The sequence below is a fragment of the Pseudomonas sp. AM8 genome, assembly GCF_036346475.1.
In the GTDB taxonomy this organism is placed as follows: domain Bacteria; phylum Pseudomonadota; class Gammaproteobacteria; order Pseudomonadales; family Pseudomonadaceae; genus Aquipseudomonas; species Aquipseudomonas marginalis.
In genome coordinates, this window is record NZ_JAOTNX010000003.1 from 451,140 (window position 1) to 466,111 (window position 14,972).

Consider the following 14,972-nt stretch of genomic DNA (forward strand, 5'->3'; position numbering starts at 1 on the left):
AGTGTATTGGTGCGGTTGAACACCCTTTAAAGAGGCTCACAGGTATGGCATTCACCACCCTGATACTGGATGCACCCGGCCCGCCGTTGCTGTTCGAGGAAGTCGACCGATTTCTCGAGTTGGGCCTGGTCGTTACCCTGAATCTCTACTATTTCACCGATAAACACAGTATCCGCGAGCACTATGGCGAGCGCATCCGGTACACCGAGATCAATGGCCATGACAGGCACGCTTTCATCGACGCCGTGACCCAGGCCGGGGGGTATAGCGTGTTCAAGACGCGCCTGAATATTCCCATTGAGCGCGAGCTGATCCGCGCCGCTGCATCACCGGCCCTGCCAACGCCGCTGCGCGCCATCGCCCAGGCGGGTACAGGCGTTAACCATATCGACCGGCAAGAGGCCGAACGGTGTGGCGTGAGCGTACTCAACACGCCGGGCTCCAACGCGGTGGCGGTGGCCGAATATGTCATCGCCCAGGCGTTGTTTTTATCCAGGGACCTGGACCACTACAACGCCCAAACGCACAACGGTCGCTGGGCCAAGGGCACCTTGGCGCCAGGCCGCGAATTCGGTGAACTCACGCTCGGGTTGGTCGGCACCGGCAGCATTGCCCAAGCCGTCGCACGCAAAGCGGGATCGCTCGGTATCAAGGTCATCGCCAGCGGTTCAGAGCGTTTTACGCAGCAGGTCGCGCACAGCCTTGGGCTTGAGCGACGGCAAACCCTCGAGCAATTGCTGGGGGAGGCCGACGTGGTGTCTATCCACGTACCGCTGACACCGCTGACCCAAGGCCTGTTCGGCCTTGCCCAGTTCAGGCAGATGCGCCAAGGCTCGATACTGATCAATACCGCTCGCGGCGGCATCGTCGACGAAGCCCAGTTGGCAAGCTTCATGACCGCGTTTCCCAGGCATATAAAAGCGGTTGCCATCGATACCTTTGTCCACGAAAAAGACCGCTTTGACTCGCCACTGGCGGGCATCGGCAATGCCCAACTGACACCGCATATCGCCGGCAGCACGACGACGGCGATCCGTAAGGCTTCACGGCAGATTGTCGACAAGATCCACGCGCTCAGCCTGGCTGCGGACCCAGGCTGACCATTGCCGAGCCGCTGCCGGTGCGCCTTACCAGCGATACGTCAACGAACTGACCAACTGTCGCTCATCGCCATAGCGGCAAATCGCGAATTCGCAGTAGGTGTAGCGCTTGTTGGTGACGTTATTGGCGTTCAGCGCGACTTCCCAATGCGGGTCGATCTCGTAGCTGGCGCGGGCGTCGTAGAGGGTATAAGCGGGCATCGATGACGGCACGCCGGAGGCCTGGGTGGTGCCTTTGTAGCGGGCGCCGCCGCCGATGCGCAGTTGCGGGATGCCGAGCGCCGCCAGGCGGTAATCGGCCCAGAGGGCGGCCTGGTGGTAGGGGGTGTCTTCGCTGCGCTGGCCGATTTCGCTGGCGATATCGCTTTTGGTGATGCGTGCGTCGATGTAGGCGTAGGACGAGATCAGGCTGAGGTTGGGGGTGACTTCGGTCTTGGCTTCCAGCTCGAAACCACGGGAGCGCACTTCGCCGACCTGTACCGAGAAATTGAGGTCGGTGCGGTCCTGGCTCAGCACGTTTCGCTGTTCCAACTGATACACCGCTGCACTCAGCAGGGTGGCGCTGCCCTCGGGTTGATAGCGGATGCCGATTTCATATTGCTTGCCTTCGGTGGGCACAAAGCTTTGTCCCGCCTTGTCGGTGCCGGCCACGGGGAAGAACGATTCGCTGTAGCTGATGTACGGTGCCAGGCCGTTGTCGGCCTTGTACACCAGGCCTGCGCGCCAGGTGGTGGCTTCATCGCTTTTGCCGCTGTCGGCGCCATTGCGGAACAGTTCGGTGTGCTGGTCCGCCCAATCATGACGGCCACCGAGCAGCAGTATCCAACGTTCGTCGAACTTGATCTGGTCCTGGAAGTAGATGCCTTTTTGCAGAGTATCGATCTGCGAGCCACGGTCGGTCGCGGGGTTTTTATTGACCACCACCGGCTGGCCGTAGTTGTAGGTCGCCAGGTTCAGCGACGGTGCGTTGCCACGGAAGTTGTGCGAATCGTAACTGGTGTCGTAGCCATCGAAACCCAGCAGGAAGGTGTGCTGCCAGTCGCCGAACTGCCATTTGCTCTCGATATTGGTGTCGCTGGCCAGGCCTCGCGAGCGTTCCTGGCGGTCGCTGTATTGGCGCCGCAGCAGGCCGGTGGTTTGTGCGGTGCCGATGTTGGTGCCGGCGATGTTGACTTGCAGGTAACGCCACGTCACATCCGACTGGTAGTAACGCAGCTTGTTGCTGATGCGCGTGTGTTCGTCGAAGCGATGTTCGAACTCATAGCCCAGCGCCGACATCTCGCCGTTCATTTCGTCGTAGTCCGGCTCGCCGATAAAGTCGTGGCGGCCGATCTGGAACCGGCCTTCGCCGACGCCTTTGGTCAACTGATAGGGCAGGGGCGCGGAGAAGCCGGTTTCGGTCTTCTGGTAGAACGACAGCAGGGTCAGTGAAGTGTCGTCATCGGGCCGCCAGGTCAGGGCCGGGGCCACGTAGATCTTATCGTTGTTGATATGGTCGGCGGCGGTGTCGCTCTTGCGATCGAGCAGGGTCAGGCGGTAGCTCAAGGTGTCGCTGTCGCCCAACGGGCCGGTGAAGTCCGCGGACAGTTGCTTGCGGTCGTTCTGCCCGGCTTGCAGGTTGATCTCGTGGTAGGGCGTCTGGCTGGGGCGCTTGCTCACGGTATTGATCAGGCCGCCCGGCGACAGCTGGCCATATAGCACCGACGCCGCGCCGCGAATCACTTCCGCACGTTCCAGGCCATAGGGTTCCTGCACGCCGTCGTAGGAATTGTTCTGCAAGCGCAGGCCGTCGCGCAGGGAACCGCCGGTGGCCGATTCCACATCGAAGCCGCGAATGCGAAAGCGGTCCGAGGTGCGGTTGAAGCTGGTGGGTTGGCTGGTGAAGCCCGGGGTCAGGTCGAGGGTCTGCGACAGGGTTTCCGATTGGCGGTCGCGGATCTCGTCGCTGGTGACCACCGACAGCGATTGTGGGGTTTCGATGATCGGCGTGTCGGTCTTGGTGGCGCTGAGGTTGCGCGTGGCGACATAGCCCTGGACGTGATCGGTGCTGCTCTCTTCGATCCGTCCGGTGATCGACGTGGGCCCCAGTTCCAAGGAGCCTGTGGTGTCGATCGGCACCAGCACGTAGCCATTGGCGCCTTGCACCGCCCGCAAGCCACTGCCGCGCAGCAACTGGGCAAAACCCTGGGCCACCGGGAAGTCGCCTTGCAGGCCGGTGGTGTTGAGGCCGGCGACAGTTGTGCTGTCGAACAACAGCGCCACATGGGCCTGCTGGGCGAACAGATTCAGCGCAGGTCCCATGGGGCCGGCGGCAATGGCATAACGCGCCGCCTCCTGCGCCGCCACCGGGCTGCACACGCCTAAGCTCAGCGCAGCCAGGCTGGCCAGGTTGATCGCCAGGGCGAGGGGTAAGGGAGAACGCTTGAGGTGGCGTGGCATGGAAGAAATTCCTGTTATTGAGGTGCTTTCTTCCTTGACGGGGCAGGCGTGAAAAGCGGAACCCGGCAGGCGAAACTATTTTTCCAGGCGTTCGACCTGCAACCACAACGGGCTGAATGCGCGGATACGCACCGGCAGGCCGTCGGCAATCAATTGCAGGGCGCGCCGCGGGTTATCCAGCGGCAACACCGCGGACACGCGCAGGTCGGCCAACTGCTGGCGATCGAACTGCACGTGGCCGCCGTACTGGCGCGCGAGTTCGTCGAGTACCTCCGGTAACGGCCGGTCCTGCACCACCAATTGATGGTGTTTCCAGGCGTCGTCCGTGGCGCGTGGGTCGATCTTGCCCAACAGCGTGACCGCGTCCGGGGTGATGCGTGCCTGTTCGCCGGCGCTGACCTGGACGGCGTCATGCCGGCTGGCGTCGGTGGCGGCGACGGTGGATTCGAGCATACCCAGCAGTGTGCCCGGTGCTTCTCGCTTGACCGTGAAGCGCGTGCCGAGGGCACGCATCTGGCCGTCGTCGGTCACCACCGTAAACGGCCGCGTCGCATCATGGGCCACTTGCACGAGGATTTCGCCACGCAGCAAGCGCACCTGGCGCTGCTGGCCGTTGAAAGTCAGGTCGACGGCGCTGTTGCCGCCGAGGGTCAATTGCGAGCCATCTTCCAGGTCGACCCGCTGCCATTGCGCCGGGGCGGTGCGCTGGTCGGCCAGCCAGTAACCGGGCGGGTAGGTTCGCAGTGCCAGGGCCACCGGCAACGCCAGCAACAGGCCCAGCAGCACGCGGCCGGCCGGGTTGCGCCGACGTACCCGTGCCGCTTCCAGCGCGGCCTGCACCGGCGCCTGTTGCGGGCGCAACGCCTGCAAACGCCCGACAAAACCCTGCAAGCGCTCAAACGCCGCCACGTGCCGTGGGTCGGCGGCCTTCCAGCGTTCGAATTGCTGTTGCTCGCGCTCGCTGAGGTTGCCTTCATTCAGGCGAATCACCCAGTTGGCGGCCTGCTGGTCGAGGTCGCTGCTCATACGTCCAACGCGTGGTTGCAGTGCATCAGTGCGTTCATCAAATGCTTGCGCACCATGCGCTCGGAAATCCCCAGGCGGCTGGCGATGTCGCTTTGGCGCAGGCCTTCGAGGAAGTACAGCAGGAACGCCTGCCGCGCATTCAGGGCCAGGCCGTCGAGCACGAAGGCGATCTGCTCCAGCGCTTCCAGGGTGACGAGGATCTGTTCCGGCGACTGTTGGCATTGCTCCATCATCTCGACGGTCAGCGCCAGTTCCCGCAGGTAGGCCTCTTCCAACCGGCGGCGGCGTGCGCGGTCGATAATCAGGTGGCGCGCCGTTGTGGTGAGAAACGCCCGGGGCTCGCGCATGCCACCGAGGGCATCGCGGGAGGCGAGGATTCGCACAAACGTATCGTGGGAAAGATCCGCGGCGTTATGGGGGCAACCCAGCTTTTTGCGCAGCCAGCCGAACAGCCAGCCATGGTGCTCGGTGTAGAGCGCATGGACAGCCTGGTTCAAGGGAAGGTTGCTTGCCGACATGGAAGGATACGTCTGCGGATAAGAATTATTCGCAAGATTAGCGGTGTGCCATCAGCGAAAGCAAGCGTGGCCCGCAGGGAGCGCCGTATTTATATCGCCGGGGCTGAACATCCGCTGGGTTATCCCCCCCATGGAAGGCGGTTATTTCGAAGGTGTGCTACGGGGAGGTACCGTTGACGCGGCAACATCCCAGCTCATCAGCAACTGGCTGATCGCCGCGTCGAGGGTGGCATGGGGCACGTTGTCCCGCGCCAAGATCGACACCCCCTGCAAAAAACTGTCAAACACACTCGCCATCACGGCGGGCTGGGTCTGTTGCGGCAACTGGCCCAACCGAACCGCGCGCTCCACGCACGCCACAATCCCCGCCCGCGTACGCAGGCGCGACTGGGTCAACCCGTCGGCCACCCGCGCATTTTCCGGGCTGGGCGCACTCATCACGCCCAGCGCCACCATGCAGCCTTTGGGGTGCCCGTCTTCGCATTGCATGCGCGCCGACTGGCGCAGCGCGGTTTCGACGGCCTGGCGCGGGGGCAGGGTGTCGTCCCACAGGCATTCGGTGACCTGGGCGTAGGTCGCCAGGTAGCGCTGCACACACTCGTCGAACAACGCCTCCTTGGAGCCGAACGCCGCGTAGAAACTCGGCGCGGAGATCCCGCCACCCAAGCCCGCCTTGAGTTGAGCCAGGGAAGTGGCGTCGTAGCCATGCTGCCAAAACAGGTGCATGGCCTGTTCCACGGCGTGTTCGCGGTCGAAGGTGCGGGGGCGGCCCATTTGTGCCATGTCAGGTCTCCGGTGGGAAAGCGAGATAAATACTAGTCGATACATAAGTCGTTGACAACGCGCACCAATCGCCCGCAACATTTATATCGATCAGTATCTATGTCTTGCCCAAGGAGTTTCCCGTGACCCCCTCACTCACTTTATCGGCCGCCTCCGAGCGCCTGCCCATCGGTGCCTTGCTCGCCCTGGCGATGACGGGCTTCATCTGTATCGTCACCGAAACCCTGCCCGCCGGCCTGTTGCCGTTGATCAGCGATGGCCTGGCGATTTCGCCGTCGATGGCCGGGCAGATGGTCACCGCGTATGCGCTGGGCTCGGTGCTGGCGGTGATCCCCATGACCATCGCCACCCGTGGCTGGCGCCGGCGCAATGTGCTGCTGCTGACCATCGTCGGTTTCCTGCTGTTCAACTCGATCACTGCGTTGTCGTCCCACTATGGCGTAACGCTGGTGGCGCGCTTCTTTGCCGGGGTGGCGGCGGGGTTGGCCTGGAGCCTGCTGGCCGGTTACGCCCGGCGCATGGTTGCGCCCCACCAACAGGGCAAGGCACTGGCGCTGGCGATGGTCGGCACGCCGATTGCGCTGTCGTTGGGGGTGCCGTTGGGCACCTGGCTCGGTGGCCTGGTGGGCTGGCGCACCACCTTCGGCCTGATGTCGGCGGTGAGCCTGGTGCTGATCGCCTGGGTGCTGGTGAAAGTCCCGGACTACGCGCCGCAGCCCGCCCATCAACGCCTGTCGCTGGGCAAGGTGTTGACCACGCCGGGCGTGCGCCCCGTGCTGGCGGTGGTGATCAGTTGGATGCTGGCCCACAACATTCTGTACACCTACATTGCCCCGTTCGTGGCGCCGGCCGGTTTGGCCGAGCGCGTGGACCTGGTGTTGCTGGTCTTCGGGATCGCTGCGTTGGCGGGGATTTGGCTCACGGCCAGGCTGGTTGAGCCGTTATTGCGCAACACCGTGCTGGCAAGCCTGGCGAGCTTTGCGCTCATCAGCCTGGTGTTCGGCTTACTGGGAACGATGCCGCAGGTGATTTACCTCGGCGTGGCGGTCTGGGGCCTGAGCTTCGGCGGCGCCGCGACCTTGCTGCAAACCGCCCTGGCGGATGCGGCGGGAGAGGGCGCGGATGTGGCGCTGTCGCTGAACGTGGTGGCGTGGAACAGCGCGATTGCCGGCAGCGGCGTGGTCGGTGGCGTGCTGCTGGACACCTGGGGCGTGGGCGCATTTGCGTGGGCGATGCTGCTGTTGGTGGCCGTGTCGTTTGCCATTGCCTGGGTGGCCAGCGCCCATGGTTTCAAGCCGGGCGCGCGCGGTGCGGGAAAGCCGGCGTCGCTCGGGCACTAATCTGACATCTGCTAGTCCATAATCCTCGAAATATCATTCACTTGGCTCCGTACGCGGAGCCTGCCGCTTCACTTTCCTTCGAAGATTCAATCCATGTACCTACGCAACATTGCAGTTGGGCTATCGGCCTTTATCCTGTTTTCGGCCGGGGCGCATGCCCGTGGTGCGATAGACCTTTATTCCACTCAGGAACGGCAGTTGTCGTTCGACAGCTGTGCCGATGTATTCCCTGGCGCGACGCCGATCAAAACCGCAACCATTCCCGCCAGCATGAAACCCCTGGCGCTGTGCTCCGACCATTTCGCCGTGTTGTATTCGCAAACCAGCAAGACGCCGCTGGTGGTGGTCGAGCGCCTCAACGCCCGCCAGCTCAAGGACGCCAAAGGCGAGGAACGGACCAACCATTTCTACGCGGACCCGCGCATTCCCAAGGGCGCGCGGGCCGAGTTGAGCGACTACCATGGCCAGCAACCGGCCATGGATCGCGGCCATCAATCCCCGGCCGCCGATGCCCCCGATGCCAAGGCCATGGCCCAGTCGTTTGCGCTGTCGAACATGGTGCCTCAGGACCCCACCAACAACCGCAAGATCTGGAGCAAGGTCGAGGCCGACGTGCGCAAGTTCGCGGTGCGCGCGGGCGGTGACGTGTATGTGTTCACCGGGCCGCTGTTCGACCCGGGCTACAGCACCATCGGCGCCAACAAGATCTGGGTGCCGACGCGCCTGTTCAAGCTGGTGTACGACGCCTCCAGCCAGCGCGCCTGGGCCTACGTGCTGCCCAACGCCGAAACGCGTATCCAGAAGCCGATGGACTACGACACCTTCGTGAAAAGCACCGGGCTCAAATTGCTGGGTAACCTTCCGGTATCGGGGTCGGTGGGGCGCTCCTGATCAAGCGGCTTACCTGGCTTTTTTCAACGCTTTCAAGCGTTGGGTTGCACGTTGCACAGCGGCCATTTTCTCGGGGCGTTTCATGCGTTTCCACTTGCGGATCTCGTCCTTGCTGCGGCCACAGCTGACGCACAGGTCGCCGCTGAGCTGGCAGGTGGATACGCAGGGGTTTTCGATGTCTTTAGCCAAGGGGTCACCTGGGGGGGGGTAAAGGCTTACGCCGAACGAAACTCAATGGTGAGGTGGCTCACTTCATGCACCGCCTTGAGACGCTCGCGAAGGGTGTCGGCATCCGTGGTCGCCTGGCCGAGCACACTCACGATCGCTGCGTGGGCGTCGGGGCCCACGCGCCACACGTGCAGGTCGGTAATCCTGGCGTCGCCGGGTTGCTCGACCAACTCGCGGATCTCGGCGGCGACGTGCTCATCGGTTTGATCCAACAGCACACCGGCGGTCACCCCCATCAGGCTCCAGGCCCAGCGCGCGATCACGATGGCACCGACGATACCCATCACCGGGTCCAGCCACACCCAGCCCAGGTAACGCCCGGCCAGCAAGGCGGCGATGGCGAGGACCGAGGTCAGCGCATCGGCGAGCACATGCACATAGGCGGATTTGAGGTTGTTGTCGCTGCCGTGGTGGTGCTCGTGATCGTGCTCATGGCTGTGACCGTGGCCCAGCAACAGCGCACTGACGATATTCACCACCAGGCCCACGACGGCAATCAGGGTGGCGGTACCGAACTGCACCTCGGTGGGTTTCAGCAGGCGGATCACCGACTCGACGCCAATGCCCAGGGCCACCAGCGCCAGGATCAGCGCCGAGGCGAAGCCACCCAGGTCGCCCACCTTGCCGGTGCCGAAGCTGTAGCGCGGGCTGCGCGCATGGCGTTTGGCATAGGCATAGGCTGCGGCGGCAATGCCCAAGGCACCGGCATGGGTCGCCATATGAAAACCGTCGGCCAGCAGGGCCATGGAGCCGGTGAGGTAGCCGGCGGCAATTTCCGCCACCATCATCACCACCGTCAGCATCACCACCCACAGGGTGCGCCTGGCGTTCTCGTCGTGGGCGGCGCCGAGGAACACATGGTCGTGGGCGTGGTGGGTCGTGGGCGTCATTTGGCGTAGCGCCGGATGGCTTCGAGCAGTTCTTCGACGCCCTTGCTGCGTTCTTCCTCGCTGAGGGAGGGATCGGCCACGTGCGCCCTGGCGTGTTCTTCGATGATTTCTTCCATCAAGCCGTTGATGGCGCCGCGCGTAGCGGCCACCAGGTGCAGGGTCTTGGCGCAGTCGGCGTCCGACGCCAGGGCTTTTTCCACCGCCTGAATCTGCCCGGCGATGCGCTTGACCCGTTTTATCAGGCTGTCTTTGTTGGCTGCGATATGGCCCACGGTATACCCCCCCTACCTATAGTGCGGCGGAGTGTGTCATACCCCACCCCCTATACAAGGTGACCGCAGCGAGAGGCTGTTGTGTAGCCAACTGGGACCCTGTGGTGAGCGGGCTTGTCCCGCGTTGGGCTGCGCAGCAGCCCCAAAACCAGGCGCGGAGGAGTACCTGATACACCACATTCATCTTCATCAGGGGCGCTTCGCACCCCAACGCGGGACAAGCCCGCTCACCACAGGAATTCGGTCAGCCTGAAATTGTTTATGCAAGACTCAAGACTTTTTTGTTAAGTTTTAATCCTTAAAAATCAATTGGTTATGTTGAATTTTAGATGGGTTATCGAGCCCTGGCGAGGCTGCGCTGGCGGTGGCATCGCTTGCATCTACGTTGCCTGACACATCGCTATCGCAGCCTCGCTGAAGATCGACAACGCCCACAGGTTATACTCGCGCCTTCGCAATCACCCCTTCAAATCAAACCGAGATACCCCATGAGCACCTCTCTTTCCCTCACCCCTGCGCGCAAGCCTGTCGCGCCGCTGGTGGCCTTTTTCATCCTGGTGCTGGGCGCCCTGTTCCTGCAAAACAGCGTCGGTTCGCGCCAGGTGCTGTTGCTGGTGGTTGGCGCCGCGCTGGGCTTGACCCTTTACCACGCTGCCTTCGGCTTCACCTCTGCCTGGCGCGTGTTTATCAATGATCGCCGTGGCGCTGGCCTGCGGGCGCAGATGGTGATGCTCGCGCTGGCGGTGCTGCTGTTTTTCCCGGCGCTGGGGGCGGGCACGTTGTTCGGGCAACCGGTGGTCGGGCTGGTGGCGCCGGCCGGGGTGTCGGTGGTGTTCGGCGCGTTTATTTTCGGCATCGGCATGCAGTTGGGCGGCGGGTGTGCCTCGGGCACGCTGTTCACGGTGGGCGGCGGTAATGCGCGCATGCTGGTGACGCTGTTGTTCTTTATCTGCGGCTCGCTGATCGCCACCCACCATGTGGACTGGTGGTTTGCATTGCCGGCGTTCCCGGCGGTGTCCATCGTCAAGAGCTTCGGCGTAGTGCCCGCGTTGCTCGCCAGCCTGGCCATGTTTGCGCTCATCGCGGCCGTCACCGTGAGCCTGGAAAAGCGCCGCCACGGCCAGCTTGAAGAAGGCGTGACCAGCGAACACCAAGGCCTGCGCCGCTTCCTGCGTGGGCCATGGCCGTTGGTATGGGGCGCGATTGGTTTGGCGTTGCTCAACTACGCCACCCTGGCGCTGGCCGGGCGGCCGTGGGGGATTACCTCGGCCTTCGCGCTGTGGGGCGCCAAGGTGGCAAACGGGTTGGGTGTGGACGTGGCCAGCTGGGCGTTCTGGCAAATGCCGGGCAACGCCAAGGCCCTGGCTGCGCCGGTGTGGGAAGACATCACCAGCGTCATGGACATCGGTATCGTCCTCGGTGCGCTGTTGGCCGCCGGCCTGGCCGGACGCTTTGCCCCCAGCCTGAAGATCCCGGCCCGCTCGCTGCTGGCCGCAGTGATCGGCGGCCTGCTGCTCGGCTACGGCTCGCGCCTGGCCTACGGCTGCAACATCGGCGCGTACTTCAGCGGCATCGCCTCGGGCAGCCTGCATGGCTGGGTGTGGCTGGTGGCGGCGTTTATCGGCAACGGCGTGGGCGTGCGCCTGCGGCCGTTTTTCTTTGCCGGTGAGCGCCGGTCCGAAGCGCTGAGCGGTTGCTGAGTTAACCCTCGGGGGACATGTCTGGCGCCTGGGCGGCCTCAGCCGCCAGCTTTTCCCGCTCCGCCTTGCTGATGTACTTATCCTTGGATTTCGGTGCCAATTTGGCGCTGGCCTTTTTAGCTTTGGCCTTGAACAGCTGTTGCAGTTTTTTCTGGCGATTCATGTGTTGTACCCGGGTTGGACAGGCCGGGATGATACCAGCTTAAAAACGGCGACAGCTCCCCACGTAGCCGCCGCACAGGCCTAGCCAGGCTGGGCCGCCAAGCTATTACTGATGTTGCGCCCCAGCACCAGCACGGTGACAAAACCGCAGCCCACCAGCGCCGTGGCCAGGCTCAACAGCACCGAGCTGCCCAACTGGTCGACGATCTGCCCACCGAAGAACGAGCCCAAGGCAATGATTACTTGGAACAAGGCCACGAACAGCGGCATGCCGCGTTCGACATCCTTGGGCGCCACCACAAACATCCAGATACTGGCACAGGCCGGGAAGGCGCCGAAGGCGAAGCCCCACAGCCCGATCAGCATCGCTGCGCCGGTCATGCCGGTGGCGAAGTGGGGGAACAGCGCGGTGCTGGTGCCGATCATCAGCGCCACCAGCAACAGGGTGTGACGCACGCTGCGGTTGGCGGCGAAACCGGCAAAGATATTGCCGAACACCCCGGCCACGCCGAAGAGCAGCAACAGCGAACCAATCGTCGGCCCGTCGAAGCCGGAACTGTATTTGAAGAACGGCGCGACATAGGTATAGGCCGCAAAGTGCGCCAGGCCGATCAACAGCACCGCGATCAACCCGATCCGCGCCTGTGGGTTGATAAACAACGCCGGCAGGTCACTGATGCGAATGGCCTTCTCCGGGGTGAGCCGCGGCAGCAGGAACACCTGCGCCAGCAGCACCGGCACGCCCAGCAACGCAGTGACCAGGAACGTCATGCGCCAGCCCATCAGGCCGCTGAGCCAGGTACCGACGGGCACGCCGAGCACGGTGGCCAGGGTCACGCCCATCATGATGATCGAGGTGGCCTTCGCGACGTCCACACCCTTGGGCGCCAGGCGCCCACTGAGGGCAATGGCCGTGGCCCAGAACCCGCCGATGCTGATGCCCAGCAATACGCGTCCGAGCAGCAGCAGGTTGAAGTCGCTGGCAAAGGCCACGACCGAGTTGGCGATGATCATGATCAACGTCAGGCCGATCAGCAGGTAGCGACGGTCCATGGCACCGATGCTCACCGACAGAAACGGCGCGGCGAGGGCGGCCATGATGCCGGGCAGGGTCACCATCAGGCCGGCGTGGCCGGCACTGATACCGAGGTCGCTGGCGACGTCGTTGAGCACACCCACCGGCAGGAACTCACTGGTCACCAGGGCGAAAGCGCCCACCGCGACCGAGAGGATTGCCAGCCACTGCTGTTTGACGCTTTGCTGATTATGTTCGGGACGGCCGCTGGGGGCCTGGAGGGCACTTGGCATGATGCTGGGTTCCAAGGGGGATGTCGCCTGAGGCCAGGCGAAGGGGAGGAATTGGGAGGCGATTATAGGAATCGGGCCTGGCCACCCTATAGGCGAGCGGTTCGATAGTAATCATCAGTGCTATCGATGTGACGGGGTTGGACTGCGTATTTCAACGGCATCGCTTTGGCAGCCTGCCAGTCATCCGGCAGGCGCTCGATGCTCACCGCGTCAAAGGCTGACGGGGCCAGGCGCTTGCGCCGCAACCGGCCGGCGTTGGACAAACGTTGCCTTGACCCTTTTGGAGAACAGTATGTAGGGGACCCAGATCGAGGTGGACACCAATCCGCGGACGGTTTCCTTGGTCGTGTTGTAGTCGAATATGGGTTCATCCACCAGAACAAGCGAGCTGAACCATGCATCAAGTGGAACGTAAACAGCCGAGGCAATGAGCGTGACGATATAAACCTTGGGGAATAAATAATGTTCGCAGAAGAACAGGTAAACCAAATAGGCAAAGGCCGCGATAAAGACTGCATTGACGAGGGTTTCTGATATCAGGATCGCGCCCCACAGGGCGTTAGTCATCGTCGGGCCGGATGAGGTGAGGGTACTAAACGCGCCATCTGCGAATATCGGGTAATACACCGCGATAAGGGCATAACCCAGACGCGCCAAGGCTATAAACAGGCCCAACCCAACCACGATCAGCCAACCGCCCAGTCCCTTCAGTGGTTTACTTTCTTGCATGTTCGCTCCGCCGTTCAATAAAGTTAAAACGATAAATAGTCAGCCGTGCTGCTGAATCACCGCCCTATACCAAGCAAGCACAATCACGCCGGTTCAATACTCCTCGCCAGCCCTGTTGCCCATGCAGCGGTCATCTTTTCCCCAACAACATCAAACTCCGGATGGGTGCTTCGATACTCCGAAAGCTCCACCATTGCACGGCTCATACCGCTGTGGACTCTGGCGAGCAATTCATTGCAACGGGCTTCTGTCAAACTGCACGAACTGCGCCCGAACTGGACCAGCATCTTACGTTTTGGCCAAGCCTTTGAACCGCCGAGCAACAGACCCATAATGTCGTTGACTTGATACACCGTGGTCGTCACAAGGTCGTAAGCTGGCGCGAGCCAAATATCGGCGTCTTCTGCGCAGTTCTCATAGAGCAGGCCGAAATTCTTCAAGTGCCCGTCTCCATTTTGTATGCCGGCGCAGAGCGCCACCATCATAAAAAAGTCCTCAAGTGCCTTGGTCACAAGAGAAGGAGAGACGTAAGTCTTGATCAACTTCGCGCAACCCTGGTAGCTACCGTCGTACTTTTTATCTGTCCCCCATCCGGATAAAACGCACATATCTTCAAAACCAAGGTAGGCGCTTTCACCGATGTCGAACCGTTTGACCACCAGAAACTTACCCTGCTGACTCAACTGGCATTCAGGCACTTCAAGGCCTGTATGAAATGCCGCGCGCATGCAGAAAAACTCATTGGCGGCCAGTTGCGCGAAGTCTGAATCATTGAAGGCCTTCACCAAGTGCGTAGCGCCACGATGGGTGAGACGCGCAACGTCAGGATTCGTATCGTCAACGTTGCGCACCAGTACCTTCGGCTGAACGCCCGAAACGCCTGAGTAGGCTGCGTAGGTTTTCATCAGGTCGTCGAACAGATCTTTCGCCCCGTCATACACGAGCAGCTCGGAGAGTTTTATTTCAGGTAGTAATTCATCCGCAGTGGCTCGGGCGACGCTGATGCGGCCCAGTTGATGGGGGCCGACGATACCCAGCAATGTGAAGTCATCAAAGCCTCGCACTGACTTGCTGAAACGTCGCACAAGCTCCGCTTTCAGGTGGCCTTCGGGGAGATGCATCTCAAACAGGGGATGGATGCCATACGCCCAGATGTAGCTCTCCAGGCGCACCGGCATGGTCAGGGAAACCGCGTTCTTTTCGGTGACTGCCGGGTTATACGAAAACACCGAATCGCGCTGGTTTTCTTCGCCGCGCCCGAGTATTCCGGCAGGCACGCCGCTGGTGCCGATGTGCAGCCGATCGCTTGGTCTAGTCATGGACGTTTTCTGCTTTCAGTTCATCCAGCGTTTTGCGTCGACGCTTAGGTGTCGCGGTTAACTCGTACCCTAACCCTTCAAGGATCGCAGCCACCTTGCGAATTCCCACTTCGGGGATGGTGTTGTTCTCGATTCCGGAGATGGTTGCACGACTCATACCGTGCCGAAGTGCGAGCTGGCTTTGGGAAAGGCCAGCTGCCTTTCGCAGGTTTTTGATCAGGAAACCTAAATCGTCCACAGTGTTTGCATCCTATACAATGCATTTGT

At 62.1% G+C, this 14,972-nt stretch carries 16 protein-coding genes; 4 read left to right on the plus strand and 12 right to left on the minus strand.

Annotation, left to right across the window (positions count from 1 at the left end; genetic code table 11):
- Positions 1-44: 44 nt before the first annotated feature.
- Complete coding sequence (locus tag V3W40_RS11465) at positions 45-1,100, plus strand: NAD(P)-dependent oxidoreductase (protein ID WP_330215042.1); 1,056 nt, start codon at positions 45-47, stop codon at positions 1,098-1,100.
- Between the two features lie 27 nt (positions 1,101-1,127).
- On the opposite strand, the gene V3W40_RS11470 is transcribed toward V3W40_RS11465, so the two are convergent.
- The 4 genes from V3W40_RS11470 to V3W40_RS11485 form a co-directional block, all read right to left on the minus strand.
- The gene (locus V3W40_RS11470; protein WP_330215043.1) at positions 1,128-3,539 is read right to left on the minus strand and encodes a TonB-dependent siderophore receptor; all 2,412 of its coding nucleotides are present in this window, start codon (positions 3,537-3,539) and stop codon (positions 1,128-1,130) included.
- 75 nt (positions 3,540-3,614) lie between these two features.
- Complete coding sequence (locus tag V3W40_RS11475; protein WP_065923889.1) at positions 3,615-4,565, minus strand: FecR family protein; 951 nt, start codon at positions 4,563-4,565, stop codon at positions 3,615-3,617.
- Positions 4,562-5,083, minus strand: coding sequence for a sigma-70 family RNA polymerase sigma factor (locus tag V3W40_RS11480; protein ID WP_074847358.1), 522 nt, complete (start codon positions 5,081-5,083; stop codon positions 4,562-4,564). Before V3W40_RS11480 ends, V3W40_RS11475 begins: the two co-directional genes overlap by 4 nt.
- Positions 5,084-5,224: 141 nt before the next feature.
- Positions 5,225-5,866 (minus strand): TetR/AcrR family transcriptional regulator, encoded by a 642-nt coding sequence (locus V3W40_RS11485; RefSeq protein WP_065947625.1) that lies wholly within the window; start codon positions 5,864-5,866, stop codon positions 5,225-5,227.
- Positions 5,867-5,988: 122 nt separating this feature from the next.
- Here V3W40_RS11485 and V3W40_RS11490 point away from each other — a divergent pair, with 122 nt between their 5' ends.
- On the plus strand, positions 5,989-7,206 hold the full coding sequence (locus V3W40_RS11490; RefSeq protein WP_330215044.1) for an MFS transporter: 1,218 nt from the start codon (positions 5,989-5,991) through the stop codon (positions 7,204-7,206).
- 93 nt (positions 7,207-7,299) lie between these two features.
- Positions 7,300-8,097 (plus strand): DNA/RNA non-specific endonuclease, encoded by a 798-nt coding sequence (locus V3W40_RS11495; protein ID WP_065947627.1) that lies wholly within the window; start codon positions 7,300-7,302, stop codon positions 8,095-8,097.
- Positions 8,098-8,106: 9 nt separating this feature from the next.
- Here V3W40_RS11495 and V3W40_RS11500 read toward each other — a convergent pair whose 3' ends face one another.
- The 3 genes from V3W40_RS11500 to V3W40_RS11510 are packed head-to-tail and all read right to left on the minus strand — an operon-like array spanning position 8,107 to position 9,487.
- The gene (locus V3W40_RS11500) at positions 8,107-8,286 is read right to left on the minus strand and encodes a DUF1289 domain-containing protein (RefSeq protein WP_027604002.1); all 180 of its coding nucleotides are present in this window, start codon (positions 8,284-8,286) and stop codon (positions 8,107-8,109) included.
- Positions 8,287-8,312: 26 nt separating this feature from the next.
- A complete protein-coding gene (gene dmeF, locus V3W40_RS11505) occupies positions 8,313-9,215 on the minus strand; it encodes a CDF family Co(II)/Ni(II) efflux transporter DmeF (protein ID WP_065923884.1) in 903 nt (300 codons plus the stop codon).
- Positions 9,212-9,487: a metal/formaldehyde-sensitive transcriptional repressor gene (locus V3W40_RS11510; protein ID WP_027604004.1), complete on the minus strand. Its 276-nt coding sequence runs from the start codon at positions 9,485-9,487 to the stop codon at positions 9,212-9,214. Before V3W40_RS11510 ends, dmeF begins: the two co-directional genes overlap by 4 nt.
- A 488-nt stretch (positions 9,488-9,975) precedes the next feature.
- Here V3W40_RS11510 and V3W40_RS11515 point away from each other — a divergent pair, with 488 nt between their 5' ends.
- Positions 9,976-11,187, plus strand: coding sequence for a YeeE/YedE family protein (locus tag V3W40_RS11515; RefSeq protein ID WP_330215045.1), 1,212 nt, complete (start codon positions 9,976-9,978; stop codon positions 11,185-11,187).
- A 1-nt stretch (position 11,188) separates the two neighbouring features.
- Here the strand turns inward: V3W40_RS11515 and V3W40_RS11520 are convergent, their stop codons facing one another.
- The 5 genes from V3W40_RS11520 to V3W40_RS11540 all read right to left on the minus strand — a co-directional run bounded on the left by V3W40_RS11520 (position 11,189) and on the right by V3W40_RS11540 (position 14,943).
- Complete coding sequence (locus tag V3W40_RS11520) at positions 11,189-11,350, minus strand: DUF2986 domain-containing protein (protein WP_065923882.1); 162 nt, start codon at positions 11,348-11,350, stop codon at positions 11,189-11,191.
- Positions 11,351-11,430: 80 nt separating this feature from the next.
- A complete protein-coding gene (locus V3W40_RS11525) occupies positions 11,431-12,657 on the minus strand; it encodes an MFS transporter (protein ID WP_330215046.1) in 1,227 nt (408 codons plus the stop codon).
- Between the two features lie 210 nt (positions 12,658-12,867).
- Entirely contained in the window at positions 12,868-13,386 is a 519-nt protein-coding gene (locus V3W40_RS11530) for a DUF2569 domain-containing protein (RefSeq protein WP_330215047.1), read from the minus strand.
- Positions 13,387-13,469: 83 nt separating this feature from the next.
- Entirely contained in the window at positions 13,470-14,705 is a 1,236-nt protein-coding gene (locus V3W40_RS11535; RefSeq protein WP_065923879.1) for a type II toxin-antitoxin system HipA family toxin, read from the minus strand.
- Positions 14,698-14,943 carry a helix-turn-helix domain-containing protein gene (locus V3W40_RS11540; protein ID WP_027604011.1) on the minus strand — a complete coding sequence of 82 codons (246 nt, stop codon included), beginning with the start codon at positions 14,941-14,943 and terminating at the stop codon, positions 14,698-14,700. Before V3W40_RS11540 ends, V3W40_RS11535 begins: the two co-directional genes overlap by 8 nt.
- Positions 14,944-14,972: the final 29 nt, after the last annotated feature.